Genomic DNA, 18,165 nt, shown 5'->3' on the forward strand with positions numbered 1-18,165 from the left:
CTCGCATCTGAAAAACCTGAATTCGACCCAGAACTTGCGCATTTGGCCTTACCGGGGCGTGGTGATGAAAAGCGCTGGCTGCAGACACTGCGACGCAGAATGCAAAGCATCAGTTTGTGGCGTCTTTCGTAGGTAGCCTTTTAACGTACACTGTGTGTCCGTAACTCGAGCTCACATCCGGTATGATCCCGGCGTCCGGTTTGTCCATTTTCGAAAGGCTCTGTGAAAGTTCGCCGGTGCCGAGAAGCCTGTGTCAAACGCGATTTGATCTATACTGTCCGTGCTTTGCTGAAGTGACCGGATCGCAATGTCGCGGCGTAGGGCATCTTTAATGTCCTGAAAGGATGTTCCTTCGTCTTTCAAGCGCCTGTTCAGGGTCCGAGGCGTCATTTTTAGCGCCCGGGCAGCATCTGGAAGCTGGCAAGTCTGCCACGTCGCTCCATAAAGAAAGGCTCGAACGCGAAGACTGTTTGTATGGGCGCGCGAGCCGGTAAATATCCAATCGAGCGGTGCGCGTTCAAGGAATACGGATGCCTCGGCGGGGCTGCGGGTGATTGGGCGGGTGAATTGGCGTGGGGCAAAGCGAATACTGGTTTGTCGGGCGCCGAACTCGACGGGGCACGGGAAGACGACCGAATAGTCCGCAGCAAATTCCGGACGGGAAAAGGAAAAGCAAACCGTTTGCACCGGTGTCTCTGAACCACTGAGCCAGGATAGTAGCCCGTGCGCTAGTTTCAGGATCAGCATGTGACCGAAACGCTGTGGTTGGGTGTCACCAGAATAAGGCACCAAAGCCAGCTCCACCTCGTCCGGATCGTTCCGCAAGTCAAAATAGAAGTCATCCAGAAGCAGGTTCCAGAACGTCGAGAACCGATAGAGAGCCGAGGTCAGGCTGCTTGCCCCGCGCTGCACCGTCACCAGATGCTGCAAGGCGCGGGGTCGGATCGGGCGGCTCCAGAGCCCCATCATTTCGTCCCCGGTCTCAGGCGCGGCAAGCTGATAAAGCCGTGTAATTTCATTGAGTGTGACACGTTGGGTTGGTGCCATCGGACTGGTTTGAAGACCAGAGCGTGCCAGCAGCGAAGCCATCTCTTCCGGGGTGCAGCGAGACCTCAGAGCACCCAGCCAATCCTGAATGAATGCGGCTGATACGGTCGTCAGAGAGACAGGGTCATGGCTGGTCATTTAGGTCTCTGTTTGGCGTAATCGGATAGTATTTTGGCAAAAGATGAGCTTAACGGCAATCCAATCGGCAGATAGATGACGCAAAACCATAGTTTCCGCGAGGGAGCCCAGGATGTCCTATCAGCCGCCCGTTCAAGATTTGATGTTTTGTGTCGAACACCTGTCTCATTGGGAGCAGGTCTCATCGTTGCCAGTGTATTCAGACTACGACCTGGCGGATATTGGCGCCGTGCTGGAAGGCTATGCCAGGTTCTGCGGTGAGCAGATCGCGCCTTTGTCCCATATTGGAGACACGTTGGGGGCCCGGTTTGACAACGGGCGCGTGACGATGCCCGAGGGTGACGCGCACGCCTATGAACAGTTCGTCGAGATGGGTTGGCAGGCCCTGACCCACCCGGTGGAATACGGTGGCATGGGATTGCCGCGAACTGCCGGGGCTGCGGCAGTTGAGATGCTGAATGCCGCCGACATGAGCTTTGGCCTCTGCCCACTTCTGACCGATGGGGCCATTGAGGCACTACTGCTGACGGGTTCGGACGATCAGAAAGCCATGTACCTCGAACCGCTGATTGCTGGGCGCTGGTCCGGCACGATGAACCTGACGGAACCACAAGCGGGCAGTGATCTGGGACGCGTGGCGTCCAAGGCGGTGCAACGTGCAGATGGCAGTTATGGCATCTCAGGAACGAAGATTTTCATCACATATGGCGCTCATGATCTGACCGAGAACATCATCCATTTGGTATTGGCCCGTACACCCGACGCACCTGCCGGGCCCAAGGGGCTGAGTCTGTTCATCGTGCCGCAGAAGTTTGTGGAAGCGGATGGGACGGTAGGATCCGAAAACACGGTCAACTGCGTGAGCATCGAACACAAGCTGGGTGTTCGCGCCAGCCCGACGGCGGTTCTGGAATACAAAGATGCCACGGGGTTCTTGATCGGCGATGAAAATCGCGGGTTGGAATACATGTTCATCATGATGAACGCAGCGCGGTTCTCCGTTGGAGTGCAAGGTATTGCGACCTCTGAGCGGGCCTACCAACGTGCTCTGGCCTATGCACGCGAGCGGGTGCAAAGCCGTCCGGTGAATGGTCAGGCCAAAGACGCGGTCGCCATCATCGAACACCCGGATGTCCGCCGTATGCTCATGCGGATGCGCAGCCTGACGGAAGGCGGTAGGGCCATGGCAGCAGCGACCGCCGGGTTGCTGGACATCGCACATCATCAAGACAATCCGGAGATGGCCGCTCTGGCCGAATTCATGGTTCCGCTGGTCAAAGGTTTCTGCTCGGAACGTGCAGTTGAGGTCGCCTCGCTGGGCGTACAAATCCATGGCGGCATGGGCTTTATCGAGGAAACCGGAGCCGCGCAGCATTACCGCGACGCACGCATTTTGCCGATTTACGAAGGCACTACCGCCATTCAGGCCAACGACCTTTTGGGGCGCAAAGTAATGCGCGACGGCGGCGAAACTGCCCGCCGCTTTGCAGCTCGGATAAAGGCAACCGAAGCGGAACTGGCTGAGGGTGACGCAACCGCGCAAGCTATCAGCACAAGTCTTGCGCAGGCGCGCGGTGCGTTCGAAACCGCATTGGATTGGCTGTTGGAAAACAGCCGAAAGGACATCGATGCAGCCTTTGCGGGCTCGGTCCCGTTCCTGATGTTGGCGGGTACGCTGGCGGCGGGATGGAAGCTGGCGAAGGGTGCGTTAGCTGCGCAAGCTGCGCTGGATGCTGGACGGAATACGCAATTCATGTCCCAAAAAATTGCCACCGCCCTTTTCTTTGCGCAGCACATTTTGCCTGAGTGCACGACCGAACACACTCGCATTCTGTACGGCTCGCGCAGCCTGCTTGATGCGGCTTTTGCCGAATAATTCCTCGAAAGGACCTGACCCATGAATGATGTCGTGAACCCTGACACTTACGAAAGCCTCGCGATTTCTGAGCGTGAGAACGGCCTGTACGTCGTCACTTTGAACCGCCCTTCAAAGCGCAACGCGCTGGATGTGGCCACAATCGAGGAACTGATCCGCTTTTTCAGCGGTGCCCGTATGGCCGGTGTCAAAGCTGTGGTTCTGGCCGGTGAAGGCAACCATTTCTGCGCTGGTCTTGATCTGGTCGAGCATTGGAAAGCCGACCGCAGCCCTGATGACTTCATGCATGTCTGCCTGCGCTGGCATGAGGCGTTCAACAAGATGGAGTACGGCGGGGTGCCAATCATCGCTGCACTCAACGGTGCGGTTGTTGGCGGGGGTCTGGAACTGGCCAGCGCGGCTCATATCCGGGTCATCGACCCGGGCACCTATTTTGCCCTGCCCGAAGGCCAGCGTGGGATTTTCACCGGTGGTGGAGCGACAATCCGTGTTTCAGACATGATCGGCAAGTACCGCATGATCGACATGATCCTGACGGGCCGTGTCTATCAGGGGCAAGAGGCCGTTGATCTGGGATTGGCGCAATACATCACCGAAGATGGCGGCAGCATGGCCAAGGCGATGGAGCTTGCAGAACAAATTGCACAGAACCTGCCGCTGACCAACTTTGCCATCTGCTCAGCGATCAGCCACTTGAACAACATGTCCGGCATGGATGCAGCCTATGCCGAGGCTGTGGTGGGCGGAGTGGTCAATACCCAACCTGCGGCCCGTGCGCGCCTGGAAGCCTTTGCAAACAAAACCGCCGCCCGCGTGCGGCCTAACAGCTAACTCAGGCGGAACCGGGATGCGTCAGCAATTCGAAGTTCTTCAAAAGACGCGGGCAAACCATGTGCCCTTGTCGCCGATATCCTTCCTGCGCCGCGCCGAAAATCTGCACGGCGCACGAACGGCGGTGATCTATGGGGACATTCAAAGAACATGGGCCGAAACTGCAACCCGCATTCGCGCTGTGGCCGGTGGTCTGGTCGAACTTGGCGTGCAGAAGGGCGATACTGTTTCGGTGCTGAGCCCGAATGTCCCGGAACTCTTTGAGTTGCACTTTGCCCTACCCCTGTCGGGCGGGGTTCTAAACACGCTGAACACACGGCTGGAACCGGAAACTATCGCCTACATTCTGGATCACGCGGACACGAAATTGGTGATCGTGGATCAGGAGCTTGTACCGCTGCTGTCCAAAGCTTTTGATCTTCTCGGTCGATCCTTGCCAGTGGTCGAGATCGTCGATCCTGCCGTTGCGGGTGAGAGCCTTGGTGGTCAAACCTACGATGCGTTGACCGAAGCCACACCGCTACCAATAGAACTGCCCGATGATGAATGGGATGCCATTGCGTTAAACTATACGTCCGGTACGTCCGGTCGCCCGAAAGGCGTTGTCTATCACCATCGCGGGGCCTATCTGATGGCGCTCGGCACAGGGACAGCTTGGCAGATGCCGCCTTACCCTGTCTATCTGTCAGTGGTGCCGATGTTCCACTGCAACGGCTGGGGGCACCCGTGGTTGATGGCCATGCTTGGCGCAACGGTCGTCTTTACCCGTAATCCAGCCGCAGACCGTATTCTAGGCGCGATCCGCGCTCATGGCGTAACTCATTTCGGCGCGGCGCCCATCGTGTTGCAAATGCTGGCCGAAGCCGAGAGCGACGCGGCCCCCTTCGATCCCGCGATCCGCGTTTTGACGGCAGGTGCCCCGCCGCCGCCATCGGTACTGGAAAAAACCCGCTCGATGGGGCTCGACGTCATGCAGGTCTACGGCCTGACAGAAACCTACGGCCATATCTCCCAGTGTCTTTGGCAGGATGACTGGGACCAACTTAGCCCAGCGGAGCAAGCCGAATTGCAAGCACAGCAAGGCATTGCCTTTCCGATGGTCGAAGAGGTCACGGTGATCGACCGTAGCAGCGACACACCCGTAACACGCGATGGTGTTACACAGGGCGAAATCGCCATTCGGGGCAACACGATGATGGCGGGGTATTACAAGGACGCCGAGGCCACGTCGAAAGCTTTTGAGGACGGTTGGTTCTGGTCCGGCGACGGCGCTGTCTTACATAAAAACGGCTATATCCAGATACGTGACCGTCTGAAAGACGTAATCATTTCCGGCGGAGAAAACATCTCTTCGGTCGAGGTCGAGGCAGTACTTTACCGCCACGACGCAGTACAGGCCGCTGCCGTGGTTGCGATGCCGCACGAAAAATGGGGCGAAGTCCCCTGCGCCTTTGTCGAATTGCGCGACGGTGCCGAAACAACATCTGACGAGATCATAGCCTTCTGCCGCGACCATCTGGCCGGGTTCAAGGCCCCCAAAGCTGTTGTCTTCGAAACTCTTCCCAAAACCTCCACCGGTAAGATTCAGAAGTTCCAGCTTCGGGATCGCGCCAAAGCAATGGACCTTTGAAATGCGCCTGCTGTCTCAATCCCGCCGCCTGCGCCAGACACCTTTTTCCGAGGGTGTCGAAGACAAGGGCGTTACCGCCTACACCGTCTACAACCGGATGCTGCTGCCGACGGTTTTCGAGAGTGTCGAGGCCGACTACCGGCATCTCAAATCTCATGTTCAGGTCTGGGATGTGTCTTGTGAACGGCAGATCGAACTGAATGGCCCGGATGCTGGTCGCCTGATGCGACGTTTGACCCCCCGCAATCTGGATAAAATGCAGGACGACCAGTGCTATTACGTACCAATCGTCGATGAAAACGGCGGCATGCTGAACGATCCGGTGGCGATTAAACATAGTGAAGATCGCTGGTGGATCTCAATCGCCGATAGCGATCTGCTGTTGTGGATTAAAGGTTTGGCCGTCGGTGCAGGCATGGATGTGCGGGTGTTCGAACCAGACGTCTCGCCTCTGGCCGTTCAGGGACCAAAGTCGGATGACCTGATGGCACGGGTCTTTGGCAAAGAGGTTCTGGATATCCGCTTCTTCCGTTACAAGCGGTTGGCGTTTCAGGACACGTCCTTTGTGGTGGCACGCTCTGGCTACTCGAAGCAGGGCGGCTATGAGATCTATGTCGAGAATGGTGCCTACGGTATGCCACTGTGGAACGCCCTTTTCGAAGCCGGAGCTGACCTGAATGTTCGCCCGGGATGTCCAAACCTGATCGAAAGGATCGAAGGCGGGCTGTTGAGCTATGGCAACGACATGACAATGGAAAACTCACCACTGGAGTGTGGTTTGAGCAAATTCTGCAAACCGGGCGAGGACAGTGACCACATAGGCAAGCAAGCACTTGCTCGCGAAGTAGAAACTGGCCCAACCCGTCAGATTCGCGCAATTTCCATTCCAGGAGATCCCGTTCCCCCGGCTCGTTCGGCTTGGCCTCTGTTCAATGGTGGAAAGCAGGTAGGCCAAGTCACTTCCGCTGCCTGGTCGCCGGATTTTGAAACCAATGTTGCCATTGGCATGGTCGATACTGGTCACTGGGACGCTGGTACGAAACTTGACGTGCGAACTCCAATCGGTGACCGGGCGGCCGAGGTGCAAAGTGGGTTCTGGAAATAGCCGGGGCTTCTAAAAGCCGACATACGCTCTCGTTGTTTACTGGCTGTTTTTTGCGATACTTGGAAGCTGCAAAGCCCAGTTTTGAATGTCCAGTTTTGGGCAGGCTGCGGCCTTCCGGAGCGAAAATGCCATTGATAACTGGCCGCAGTGGGCAAGAGCGATCATTGTCGGAATCTCAGGACCAGAGAAAAACACGCCATCCAGATATCAGTCGCAATCCAGTTAAGCGGCCACATCGACTTGTTGAGTGCGCAGCAGACAAGTCAGCGCCGCCTTGATATCGATTTTGCCGACCACACCATCTGCATCTGTTACAACAATATCGCTCTGTTCTTCGATCAGCATCGAGATGATATCTTTGAGCGGTGTCTTGTCCGTGATCGTGCGAGCGTCGGCGGGGATGGAACCAGTGTACTCAGCCATGATTTCCATAGCGCGTAGTACGTTGAGCGGGTTCATATGCGCCACAAATTCGGCCACGTAGGGCGTCGCCGGGTTCAGCACGATATCTTGCGGTTCGGCGCATTGCACGATCCGACCGCCTTCCATGATGGCGATGCGCGATCCGATCTTGAGCGCTTCATCCAGATCGTGGCTAACGAAGACGATGGTCCGCCCCAGCTTTTGCTGGAACTCCAGCAGCTCGTCCTGCAGCTTGTTGCGGATCAATGGATCCAGAGCCGAGAACGGCTCATCCATCAGCAGGATCGGGGCCTCGGTCGCGAAGGCGCGGGCCAAACCAACCCTTTGTTGCATGCCACCAGAGAGTTCCTGAACCTTGCGGGCGGCCCAGTCCTCAAGATGCACCAGGTCCAGCTGCTCGCGGGCACGCCGATAGCGTTCTTCCTTGTCGACTCCGGCCACCTCCAGCCCATAGGCCACATTGTCGATTACGGTGCGCCAGGGCAAAAGGCCGAATTGTTGGAACACCATGGCGATACGATCTCGGCGGATGGCGCGCAGGTCACGCGCATTGGCCTGAACCACGTCAACCAGTCCATTGCCGGTATTTACCTCGACTTTGCCGCGCACAACTGGGTTCAGCCCGTTTACGGCGCGCAGCAGGGTGGACTTGCCGGACCCGGACAAGCCCATCAGCACCAAAATCTCGCCATTCTTGATGTCAATCGAACAGTCATGAACGCCCAGAACCTGCCCAGTCCTTTCCTGAATCTCGGCGCGGGACATCCCTCGGTCCATCATCGGTAGTGCTGTCTTGGGATCGTTGCCAAAGACGATGTTCACATTGTCAAAACGTACCATAGTGTCTGTCATCAGTTACGCGCTCCTTCTTTTGAACATCCGGTCGAAGATGATAGCGACCAGAACGATGGCGATGCCGACTTCAAAGCCTTTGGCAATGTTCACCGAGTTCAGCGCCCGAAGCGTCGGAACACCTAAGCCGTCCGCGCCGACAAGGGCCGCGATCACGACCATAGACAGCGACAGCATGATGGTCTGGGTCAAACCGGCCATAATCTGCGGCAGTGCATAGGGCAGTTCAATCTTCCACATCAGTTGCAGCGGGGTCGAGCCAAAGGCTTTGCCCGCCTCAATCAGCGCGGTGGGGGTTGAGGTGATGCCGAGATGGGTCAACCTGATTGGGGCCGGGATTGCGAATATCACCGTGGCGATCAAGCCAGGCACCATACCGAGGCCGAACAGAATGAGAGCAGGGATCAAATAGACGAACGTCGGGATTGTCTGCATCAAATCCAGAATGGGCTCCATCACCCGATACAGCCACGGCTTGCGTGCAGCGGCTATGCCTAGCGGCACACCAACGCCCATGCAGACAACGGCTGCGGCAAGGACCAGTGCCAGCGTCTCGGTGGTTTCTACCCAATAGCCCTGATTGACGATCAACAGCAGGCCAAGCGCAGTGAATACTGTAAAACCAACCGATTTACGCACAACCCACGACAGCACTGTGATGACCGCAATGACGACAAAGGCATTCGGCGCCTGAAGCAGCCACAGAAGGGCCAGAATGATAGCCTCCAGCACTGCCGAAAGACCATCAAAGAGCCAAAAAAAGTTGTCGGTCAGCCAGTCGACAAACACCTTTGCCCACTGGCCGATCGGAATTTTGTAGGATTCAAGCCATTCCATATCAGGTCCTCCCCCCTGCATGTTTCACGGTGACCTCAAGTTGCGGGAGGAGCGTTGCCCTCAACCAACCTTCCAGCTTCTGCAACGCCTTTGGATCCAGCGCGTGGCCCATCCCTTCGCACAAGAAAAGCTCGGCCCCGGTGATCAATGCATGTGCACGCCGCGAGCTGCCCGGATCGATACAACGATCCTGCGCGGCTCCGATCACCAGCGCCGGGGCTTTGATTTTGCTCAGTTCTTCTTGCCGGTTGCCAGAGCCATTCAACGCCAGAAGTTGCCGGGCGTAACCGCCAGAAGAGAACCCGCCGGTGACCATACCCAACGCCGTCATACGGGCATCGGATTGAGACAAGGGTGTCGGAGCTGACCACCAGATCAGGTCCTCGGTCAGCCAGTCAGCCAGTTCCTGTTCAGTGTCAAAGGGTTTCACGGTACGCAGAAACCGATCCCAGGATGTGCCTTGGGTCGGAATTCTTGCCTCACCCGCGCTGCAGCAAATCTGCACTAGTCCACTTACCCGGTCGCCAGTTTTTGCAGCAACCAATTGAGCGATCATACCGCCCATGGAAAAGCCAACCACGGCAAACCGGTCGATTCCCAAATCGTCGATACAGCGCAGAACATCATCGCGCATATCGAAGAGCGTGTAAGGAACAGTTTTTGTGTCCGGATCAAACAATGCCTCGACAGCTGCTTCATCGACATCCGGTCCACATCGGCCCGATTGGCCCATGTCGCGGTTCTCGATACAGATGAGATGGAAATCACGCGACAGCCGGTCCAGAAGCTCCCGGGGCCATTCCGCGACACGCATTCCAAGCCCCAGGATCATGACGATGCACGGCGCGAACATGTGGCCGTGCATCTCAATATGGATGGGGCACGTTCCGGCGATGGTTTTTGTCACCGGCATCTTTCGCCCCATCGTCATCACAGACCCAGATGCGCACGCACGGCGTCCAGACCGTTCCCACCGTCCTTGGTGGTTACGCCATCAAGCCAAGTGTCCAGATACTCCGGATGAGCTTTTAGCAGCTTGGCCCCTGCCTCATTGGGGTCCAGACCTTCTTCGAGGATGTAGCCCATGCCTTCGCTTTCCATCGGAATGTCAAAGGTCATCTGGGTAATCAGGTTGCCGATATTCGGGCATTCGTCCAAATAGCCCTTGCGCACTTGTGTGTGCACCGTCGCGCCACCAAAGTTGGGGCCATAGAAATCGTCACCGCCGGTCAGGTACTCGAGATCGAATTGAGTATTCATCGGGTGCGGTGCCCAGGCCAGGAAGACGATCCAGTCTTCTTTGCGCTGGTTCTTCTTAACCTGCGACAGCATTCCCTGTTCGGAACTTTCCACGACTTTCCAGCCACCAAGACCAAAGGCATCCTTGGCGATGATGTCCAGCATGATATCGTTCGACCCTGGCTCGATCCCATACATTTGGCTGTCGAACTTGTCGGCGTTTTCCACCAGATGCGAAAAATCGGTCACGCCCGCTTCGTAGACATATTTCGGCACCGCAAAGGTGAATTTCGCGCCTTCCAGATTCTGGTGCACCGTCTCGATGTCGCCGGTATCGCGATAGGCCTGATAATAGGTTTCCATCGCCGGGTCCCAGTAGCCCAGGAATATATCCAGATCGTTGCCGACCATGGATTCATAGATGACCGGAATGCCCAGAACATCGCTTTCCGGGGTATATCCCAACCCCTCCAGAACAGTACTCGCGACACCGGTTGTCAGGGCCAGATCGGTCCAGCCCGGCTCGGCCATACGCACCGTGTCACAATTGGCGGCGGCTTGATGGGCGCAAACGGCCAGTACGGAGGCCATGGTTGCGCTGCGGAGAGCCGTTTTCATTCGTAAATCCTCCCAATGGTCTAAATACTGACCCTAGGGTCAATAAACAGACCATACGTTTAAATTGACCGCCGAGTCAACAAAATCTATCCTGCGGTCAAAAAGAGGGCCTGATGGGACGAAAAAGCATTGCAGAAATTCGCCGCGAAGAATTTGCCGCCGCCGCGTTCGAGGTGCTGTCCTTACACGGTATGCAAGGGACGACCTTGCAGCGTGTCGCCGAGCATACCGGCGCCTCCAAGGCCAGCGTGCTGCACTATTTTTCAAACAAACAGGCCCTGATCGAAACCGCCATGCGCCGTGCCAATGCCACGCTGCGCAAAGAGGCGGTTGCCTTCCTGTCGCTGGCCTCAACGCCCTGGGAACGCTTCTATGCCATTGTCGAGGCGAACTTCTCTCCGACCACGTTCAGACCTGAAGTTGCCCATGGATGGATCGCCATGTGCGCTGAGGTTCCGCACAACCCTCAATTCCAACGCCTGCAAAACGCGATTTATCACCGCCTGCACAGCAACCTCTTTTCGGCGCTAAAGGAGACAGGAGCCGACGTGTCAAAGGCTCAAGTCAGCGCACATACGGTTAGCCTGTTGATTGACGGGCTATGGATGCGCTGCGGTTTGCAAATTGGAGGGCTCAACCGAGACGAAGCAATGAATCAGATAGAAACCGTCGTTGAACAGAGCTTTTCGGGTGACGAAGAAAGGCGGGCGGCAAAAGAGAAGATGAGCACTATCGCCGCCGCGGTCACAGCAAAAATGTGAACAATAAAAATTGGTTTAACAAACACTGCACTAAACAGACGTAGACTCGCCTATCGTCGGCAGCTTTGGGTCGCTCTGAGTTTCTTCAGACCCAGTTGCCTATGATGCCGCAAGGCATCCGATTTCCGCTCAGAGCCGATCTTGTGTGACGCTGCAGGATCACCCAATGACTGGAATCGAAATTTCCAACGCGCAATGCTGCCCTAGTTCTGGATTAGCGCGTTTTCCCATTCGGTAAGAAATTTGTTTCGCTTCAGCGTATCAAGAAACGTCATCAGGGCAGGTTCCAATGCAATAGTTGCACGCTCACTACCTTGGCCCCTTCCCTGGAGCGGCGGCAACGATGGTCTGCTATCACTTGGATTAGATTGATACGCGACCAGATGTCGGATGAAACTTTCGGCTGCTTCCGGTTCCCGGGTGGTCCTTACGACAAATGCTGTCCGCATCATTGTCGTTGGAAAATCGGAAGGTAACACGATCTCAAGCGTATTCTGATGTTCGGCGCGGGCTTCGGCATAACTGCCCAGAACATTGTAAGCGACGGCAATTGTCCCATCGGTGAGATCGTCGATCATCTCGCCCGAGCAGCAATAAAGGCGCACATTAAGACTGCCCATCACTTCCATGAGTCTCCAGAAGGTCTCAGAAGCCCGCGCGTCCTGTGTCGCAAAAAGATAGCCTAGCCCCGATTCTCGCACGTCGTAGGTACCGACCCGGTTTCGAAACACCTCCGGCCGGGCGCGCAGCGCCTCGATCAGCTCTTGCCGAGACTGCGGGATCGGCATCCCGACGAAAGCGGCTCGGTTGATGACAATTCCGGCCGGCTCGGAGGTGAAGGCGAACAGGCTTTGTCGCCATTCCGCCCATGACGGATGGGAGACGCCTTCCAATGCCAGGGAAAATCCGTCATTTGCGAGTTTCAACTGCAAATCCATGGCGCTGGAGATCGCGATGTCGAACGCCTCGGGTGCCTTTCTGATGCGTCTGTCGATATCCGCTGTTCCGGTCACCAGATACTCGATGGCGACATCCTGATTTGCGGCAACAAATGTCTCGATCAGCGGTGCAAACAGTTCTGTGTCCGTACTCGAGATAATGCGCAGCGAGGTCGTTGCCCCAGCTTCGTTGAAAACTTGCAGATCTTCCCACTCCTGCGCCCAACCTCCATGGCACAAAAAAATCAGAACTAAAGCAACAAGGTTACGCATGCGCCACCCTCCGGTCGGTTCGAAAGATCAAGCCTGCCACCATGGGCCGTGGCAACATCCTGCGCGATGGTCAATCCCAGGCCGGATCCAATTGTGTCCCTCGAATTTTCCCCACGTTGGAACCGCGTGGTCAGGGTTTTGATCTCGTGCGATGGAAATCCGGGACCGTTGTCGCAGACAGCTATCTGAGGCCTTGGTTTTGCGGAAACCGTGATCTCGATGGAACTTTCAGCGGGTCCGTATTTCATCGCGTTGTCGATCAGGTTCCGTACGGCATTCTGGATCAGGATGGGATCTCCTGAATAAGGAACGCCCGGGTCTCCCTGCAGCGAGATCGAAAGATCTTTCATTTCTGCGATCGGCATCATTCGCACAACCAGATCGCGTACCAACTCAAGCAGGTCGATATTTTCCCGCACCAGATGGTCTGCCCGGAACGTGATCATCGCATGATCCAGAAGCTGACCCGCCGCGCGAGAGCTTTCGTCGATGGCTTTTACCATGGACCGCATGGCTTCGCGGTTTTCCTCCTTGTCGACGCGTTGCAACGTCGCTTCGGCGTAAGACCGAACGGTCGCAAGCGGTGTGCGAACGCGATGCGCAGCCTCTGCAATGAAGTCTTCCGATTGCCTCAAGGAATGATCAAGCCGCCCCATCAGGGAGTTTAGAGACGTTACCAATGGCGCCATTTCCTGGGGAACCGGTTGCCCAAAGGGGCTCAGGTCCTGTGGCCCTCGACGTGTGACTGAGGTTGTAAGCCTGCCCAATTGACCAATAGTCGCCGAGGTGGCCCAGTACGAAAGCGCTGCGGCGAGCGCAAAAAAAACCACGCCCAACAGAGCAGCGTTGCGCGATATCTGGTTAAGTGTATCAGACAGGGCGTCCTGCGTTTGAGCGAGAATGATCTGGATTTCCGTCCGCTTGTCCGCACCGATCAAGGTGCGACTTGCGCTGATTTTTCGCACAGCCGCTCCGCGTATCTGGCTGGACTGGAAGGTCGGACGTTTATCCGAGGAGCTATCGGAAAACGTCAAATCCTCGTAGCCCGACAGGAATTTGCCGTCCTGCAGGATGGCATAGAAAACGCGGTCATCTGCTGGCGTGCTCAGCATCGAAAACGCGGAATAAGGTAGATCAAGTTCAACCACGCCATCGCGGATGGCGGCTGCATCAAGCATCGATGTAAGCGATGCGTCGAGGATGTTGTCCTGTCCCTGTTGGGCGACCTGTACGGCAAAGTTTCGAACGGCGAAGAACAAAAGCAACGCAAGAACTGCCGCCCCCCCGATCAGCGTCAGCATCAACCGGTTTCTGAGCGATCCGGAAACAACAGGGCTATTCATCTTGATCCAACCGATAGCCCAGCCCGCGCAATGTGGTGATCCTCAGATCCGAGGGTTTCAGATGTTTGCGCAGTCGCCCGATGTAAACCTCAATCGCGTTCTCCGAAACGTCTTCGTCAAAGGAAAACAATCGGTCGGCCAGTTTGTGCTTCGAAAAGATTCGCCCCGGAGCATTAAGGAACAATTCCAGAAGTCGTAGTTCGCGGTTGCGTAAGGTGACGGCCTCACCCCCGACAGTCAGGTGGCCTGCAACCGGATCGAACACAATGCCACCGACCTCTATTGTTGTCTTCGCATTGCCGGATCTCCGGCGCAATACGGCCCGGCAGCGGGCCTCCAGTTCGGCGTGATCGAAGGGCTTGGTGACATAGTCATCTGCGCCAAGATCGAGCGAACCGATTCGATCTGAAATCTGACTGCGGGCGGTCAGAACAATCACTGGCGTGTCGAAATCACTGGCACGATGCTTTTGCAAAAACGTACGACCGTCGCCATCCGGAAGCATGATATCCAACAGGATAAGATCGTATTCGCCAGTCGCAACGAAAGCCGAAGCGTCTTCTAATTTATCTGCGTGATCAATGACATGACCATCCAGTCGCATCCGCGACGCGATAGCATTGGCGAGATCCTGGTTGTCTTCAATCAGAAGGAACTTCATCGCCTCTCCGGACGAATTTCTCTGTGTGACAGGTTAGTGTCAGGTTGTTGTGATTTCTTCCTCATCAACTGAACCGCCACGCGGACAATTGTCAAATGGGAGGAAGAAATGTTGAAATTCAAACTGGGCCGTCGGGCTTTTATTGCGGCTGCTGCCGCCTTTGGTATTTCAGGGCCCGTTGTGGCTGATGACAGCCAAGTTCTTGACAGCATCCATTTCTTGATCCCCGGTGGCGCGGGTGGTGGCTGGGACGGTACCGCTCGGGGCACGGGCGAAGCTCTGACCGAATCCGGGCTCGTCGGAACGGCGTCTTACGAGAACATGTCAGGTGGCGGCGGCGGCAAGGCCATCGGTTACCTAATCGAAAATGCTGATAGCAACCATGGCACGTTGATGGTCAATTCGACCCCCATCGTGATCCGATCACTGACGGGTGTATTCCCGCATAACTTCCGCGACCTGACGTTGGTCTCGGGCACAATTGGCGACTACGCGGCAATAGTCGTAGGCAAGGACAGCCCGATTAACTCGATGGCTGACCTGATCGCTGCATATGACGCGGACCCGCGCACGACCGCCATCGGCGGCGGCTCGGTACCGGGAGGCATGGACCATCTGGTTGCAGCCATGGTTATGGAAGCGGCTGGCAAGGATGCACTGGCATTGAAGTACATCCCCTATGACGCGGGCGGCAAGGCAATGGCCGCCTTGCTGTCGGGTGAAATCGCTGCCCTGTCGACCGGTTTCTCGGAAGCTGTCGATCTGGCCGAAGCGGGTGAAGTGAAAATCATCGGCGTAACCTCTGACGCGCGCGTCGATGCCGCTCCTGACGCGATGACGATGAAAGAGCAGGGTATCGACACCACATTTGTCAATTGGCGCGGGTTCTTTGCGGCTCCCGGACTGCCGGATGACAAGCTGGTCATGTACCAGGATGCCATCGCCAAGATGTATGACACGCCCGAGTGGGAAGCGGTACGTGCCCGCAACGGCTGGGTTAACATTCACAATTCAGGTGATGATTTCCTGATCTTCCTCGAAGCCCAGGAAAAGGCCATCGGCGACTTGATGAAGAAGCTCGGCTTCCTCTGATAAACGCTCCGGTCAGAGCGGGCTTCCGTTCTGACCCATCCACTTCCGGAAGGGGAACAAAATGGCTTTGGACCGTTGGATTGCTTTGGTATTGCTCGGCGTTTGCCTCACCTATGGCTATACGGCTTGGTTCACGATGGATGGTAGCCTTGCCCCTTTCATGAAACGCAATCCCATCTGGCCCAGCACATTTCCAAAAGTGCTGTCGGTTCTCGGAATACTCGCCACCCTTGTTATCCTTCTGGGATTTGAGAAAGGCGAACCGAAAGAGGCGGACATCGATTATCGCCGCCTGACGGAATACCATCTCGGGCAGGCACTTTTGCTTCTGGGTTTGATGGTTGTCTATGCGCTGTGCCTGCGCCCATTGGGGTTCCTCACCGCGACGTCGGCGTTTCTGATCCTTGGCTCATTCATTCTGGGCGAGCGTAAATGGCATATCATGCTGCCTGTCGCCCTGATCGCTGCGCTTTGTGTTTGGTACCTGGTTCAGGAAGTCCTTGGAATCTACATGCGCCCCCTGCCGGGCTTTTTCGGAGGCTGACATGCTTGAAGGATTGTGGATCGGCCTCACAACGGCCATGTCCCTGCAAAATCTGCTGATGGTCATCGCAGGCTGCCTCATCGGCACCTTTATCGGAATGCTTCCGGGCTTGGGGCCAATGTCGATCATCGCCATCATGATCCCCGTCGCCATTTCTATGGGCGATCCCTCAGCGGCTCTCATTCTGTTGGCAGGTGTCTACTATGGCGCGATTTTTGGTGGATCGACGTCGTCGATCCTGCTGAACGCGCCGGGCGTCGCTGGCACCGTCGCCTCCAGTTTTGACGGCTACCCGATGGCGCGACAAGGCAAGGCAGGTAAGGCGCTGACGATCGCCGCCATAGCAAGCTTTGCAGGTGGCACGATTGGCGCATTGCTCCTCATGATATTCGCACCCGCGCTTTCTTCTGTTGCGCTTCTGTTTCACTCAGCCGAGTACTTTGCCCTGATGGTGGTGGGACTTTCCGCCATTGCAGCCTTTGCGGGAACCGGTCAGGTCGCCAAGGCGATGATCATGACCATCCTTGGACTGATCATGGCGACCGTCGGTGAAGGTGCGCTGTTCAACCTTCCCCGATTCACCATGGGCATCATGGATTTGCAGTCCGGATTTGGTTTTATCACGCTCGCCATGGCAATGTTTGCTTTACCGGAGGCCCTCTTCCTTGTTCTGAAACCGAAAGACCTTCAAGGTGACGATGGTGAGATCAAAGACCTCCGCATTACAGGCCCGGAAGCGAAGGCCATCGCGCCTGTGATTGGACGGCAATCTCTGCAGGGGTTCTTTATTGGGGTACTGCCGGGTGCCGGCGCTACGATCGCCAGCTTCCTTGGCTATGCTGTGGAACGCAATATCGCGCCGAAACACGAACAAGATGAATTCGGCAAAGGCTCGATCAAGGGTCTTGCGGCACCCGAAACCGCCAACAACGCTGCCTGTACCGGATCCTTCGTCCCGCTTTTGACTCTCGGCATTCCCGGTTCGGGTACCACGGCCATCCTGCTGGGTGCGCTCATCGCCCTGAACGTTACGCCGGGGCCGCGCTTGATGATCGACGAGCCGCAGATTTTCTGGGCTGTGATCATGTCGATGTTTATTGGCAACCTCATACTTCTGATCCTTAATCTTCCGTTGATCCCCTACATCGCCAAGGTTCTTGCGGTACCGCGCAATTACCTGATCCCGTTCATTCTGTTTTTCACGCTGATGGGGGCGTATATCGGGCAGAACAACGCGACCGAACTGTTGTTGTTGGTCGGCTTCGGAATCTGTGCCACTGCGTTGAAGTTCGCAGACTACCCCCTTGCACCGCTGTTGATCGGCTTCATCCTGGGCGGCATGATGGAGGACAACTTCGCGCGTTCCATGCAGCTCTATGATGGCGTTGCGTTCATTTGGGAACGGCCGATGACGCTGGCGCTTCTGGTGATCGCTGCAATTCTGGTCGTGCTGCCAAGCTATCGCGCAAGGCGCGCGAAGGCCCGGGCGGAGGGCGTTGCCGAGGGCGATTAAGCGCTGCGTAGTGATCCACGCTGAGTTTTGTTCTTAGTCAAAGGAGCCCATAGCCTCACGATTGCACGCAGTGCAATACAGACGTTCCCTCTGTTCTGGGCTACTGCGGCTTTGTTGCGCAATGTGTGAGTTCGAGGCGACAGGATAATGGAAGAGCAGCGAGTGTCAGCGATGGGGGCTGCAAGTGAAGTATATGTTGACCCGGTCGAGTGACCGCTTTGGGGCGTTTTGAAAGCGGTCAATGTCGTCGTACCGTCGTCAGCTCGGGTTCAATTTTCATCGCAGAAGGAATGTTCGGCTTGGGACACCGTCTGATGCCGAACGTTTACGTTGATCCTATCCCAACTATGACGGTTGGGTCCGGTTCGTGTGGCTTTCACCATTAAATCCGTTGATTCATCGATGCTGTTACAATTCGTAACATTTGGGAAAACATCAGGAAAA

Annotated in this window: 16 protein-coding genes; 8 read left to right on the forward strand and 8 right to left on the reverse strand. The window is 56.3% G+C overall.

Translation table 11 applies throughout. From position 1 onward, the window contains the following. Positions 1–171: 171 nt before the first annotated feature. Positions 172–1,185, reverse strand: coding sequence for an AraC family transcriptional regulator (locus ACR0NA_RS20675; RefSeq protein ID WP_480732316.1), 1,014 nt, complete (start codon positions 1,183–1,185; stop codon positions 172–174). Positions 1,186–1,297: 112 nt separating this feature from the next. Here ACR0NA_RS20675 and ACR0NA_RS20680 point away from each other — a divergent pair, with 112 nt between their 5' ends. Genes ACR0NA_RS20680 through ACR0NA_RS20695 form a run of 4 tightly spaced genes read left to right on the forward strand, consistent with a single transcriptional unit; the run spans position 1,298 to position 6,627 of the window. Further along, positions 1,298–3,061, forward strand: coding sequence for an acyl-CoA dehydrogenase family protein (locus tag ACR0NA_RS20680; protein WP_480732318.1), 1,764 nt, complete (start codon positions 1,298–1,300; stop codon positions 3,059–3,061). Positions 3,062–3,082: 21 nt separating this feature from the next. Then, a complete protein-coding gene (gene dmdD, locus ACR0NA_RS20685) occupies positions 3,083–3,892 on the forward strand; it encodes a methylthioacryloyl-CoA hydratase (RefSeq protein WP_480732321.1) in 810 nt (269 codons plus the stop codon). A gap of 16 nt (positions 3,893–3,908) precedes the next feature. After that, complete coding sequence (locus ACR0NA_RS20690; RefSeq protein WP_480732323.1) at positions 3,909–5,522, forward strand: AMP-binding protein; 1,614 nt, start codon at positions 3,909–3,911, stop codon at positions 5,520–5,522. Between the two features lies 1 nt (position 5,523). Further along, positions 5,524–6,627 (forward strand): dimethylsulfoniopropionate demethylase, encoded by a 1,104-nt coding sequence (locus ACR0NA_RS20695; RefSeq protein ID WP_480732326.1) that lies wholly within the window; start codon positions 5,524–5,526, stop codon positions 6,625–6,627. A 222-nt stretch (positions 6,628–6,849) separates the two neighbouring features. On the opposite strand, the gene choV is transcribed toward ACR0NA_RS20695, so the two are convergent. The 4 genes from choV to choX are packed head-to-tail and all read right to left on the reverse strand — an operon-like array spanning position 6,850 to position 10,596. Beyond that, the gene (choV, locus tag ACR0NA_RS20700) at positions 6,850–7,902 is read right to left on the reverse strand and encodes a choline ABC transporter ATP-binding protein (RefSeq protein ID WP_480732328.1); all 1,053 of its coding nucleotides are present in this window, start codon (positions 7,900–7,902) and stop codon (positions 6,850–6,852) included. Positions 7,903–7,905: 3 nt separating this feature from the next. Next, a complete protein-coding gene (gene choW, locus ACR0NA_RS20705; protein WP_480732330.1) occupies positions 7,906–8,739 on the reverse strand; it encodes a choline ABC transporter permease subunit in 834 nt (277 codons plus the stop codon). 1 nt (position 8,740) lies between these two features. After that, positions 8,741–9,652: an alpha/beta fold hydrolase gene (locus ACR0NA_RS20710; RefSeq protein WP_480732332.1), complete on the reverse strand. Its 912-nt coding sequence runs from the start codon at positions 9,650–9,652 to the stop codon at positions 8,741–8,743. 17 nt (positions 9,653–9,669) lie between these two features. Further along, entirely contained in the window at positions 9,670–10,596 is a 927-nt protein-coding gene (choX, locus tag ACR0NA_RS20715; protein WP_480732334.1) for a choline ABC transporter substrate-binding protein, read from the reverse strand. 113 nt (positions 10,597–10,709) lie between these two features. Between choX and betI the strand changes: the two genes are divergently transcribed. After that, entirely contained in the window at positions 10,710–11,357 is a 648-nt protein-coding gene (gene betI, locus ACR0NA_RS20720; RefSeq protein WP_480732336.1) for a transcriptional regulator BetI, read from the forward strand. Between the two features lie 203 nt (positions 11,358–11,560). On the opposite strand, the gene ACR0NA_RS20725 is transcribed toward betI, so the two are convergent. Genes ACR0NA_RS20725 through ACR0NA_RS20735 form a run of 3 tightly spaced genes read right to left on the reverse strand, consistent with a single transcriptional unit; the run spans position 11,561 to position 14,572 of the window. After that, complete coding sequence (locus ACR0NA_RS20725; RefSeq protein ID WP_480732338.1) at positions 11,561–12,568, reverse strand: ABC transporter substrate-binding protein; 1,008 nt, start codon at positions 12,566–12,568, stop codon at positions 11,561–11,563. After that, entirely contained in the window at positions 12,547–13,911 is a 1,365-nt protein-coding gene (locus ACR0NA_RS20730) for a sensor histidine kinase (RefSeq protein WP_480732340.1), read from the reverse strand. Before ACR0NA_RS20730 ends, ACR0NA_RS20725 begins: the two co-directional genes overlap by 22 nt. Continuing rightward, positions 13,904–14,572 carry a response regulator transcription factor gene (locus ACR0NA_RS20735; protein WP_170657015.1) on the reverse strand — a complete coding sequence of 223 codons (669 nt, stop codon included), beginning with the start codon at positions 14,570–14,572 and terminating at the stop codon, positions 13,904–13,906. Before ACR0NA_RS20735 ends, ACR0NA_RS20730 begins: the two co-directional genes overlap by 8 nt. A gap of 108 nt (positions 14,573–14,680) precedes the next feature. On the opposite strand from ACR0NA_RS20735, the gene ACR0NA_RS20740 reads away from it, so the two are divergent. From ACR0NA_RS20740 to ACR0NA_RS20750, 3 genes are all read left to right on the forward strand, one after another. Further along, a complete protein-coding gene (locus tag ACR0NA_RS20740) occupies positions 14,681–15,664 on the forward strand; it encodes a Bug family tripartite tricarboxylate transporter substrate binding protein (RefSeq protein ID WP_480732343.1) in 984 nt (327 codons plus the stop codon). 61 nt (positions 15,665–15,725) lie between these two features. Next, positions 15,726–16,208, forward strand: a complete 483-nt coding sequence (locus ACR0NA_RS20745; protein WP_170657020.1) for a tripartite tricarboxylate transporter TctB family protein — start codon at positions 15,726–15,728, stop codon at positions 16,206–16,208. Between the two features lies 1 nt (position 16,209). Then, positions 16,210–17,721 carry a tripartite tricarboxylate transporter permease gene (locus tag ACR0NA_RS20750; RefSeq protein ID WP_170657023.1) on the forward strand — a complete coding sequence of 504 codons (1,512 nt, stop codon included), beginning with the start codon at positions 16,210–16,212 and terminating at the stop codon, positions 17,719–17,721. Positions 17,722–18,165 lie beyond the last annotated feature (444 nt).

It is taken from the genome of Ruegeria sp. C11, from assembly GCF_056537725.1.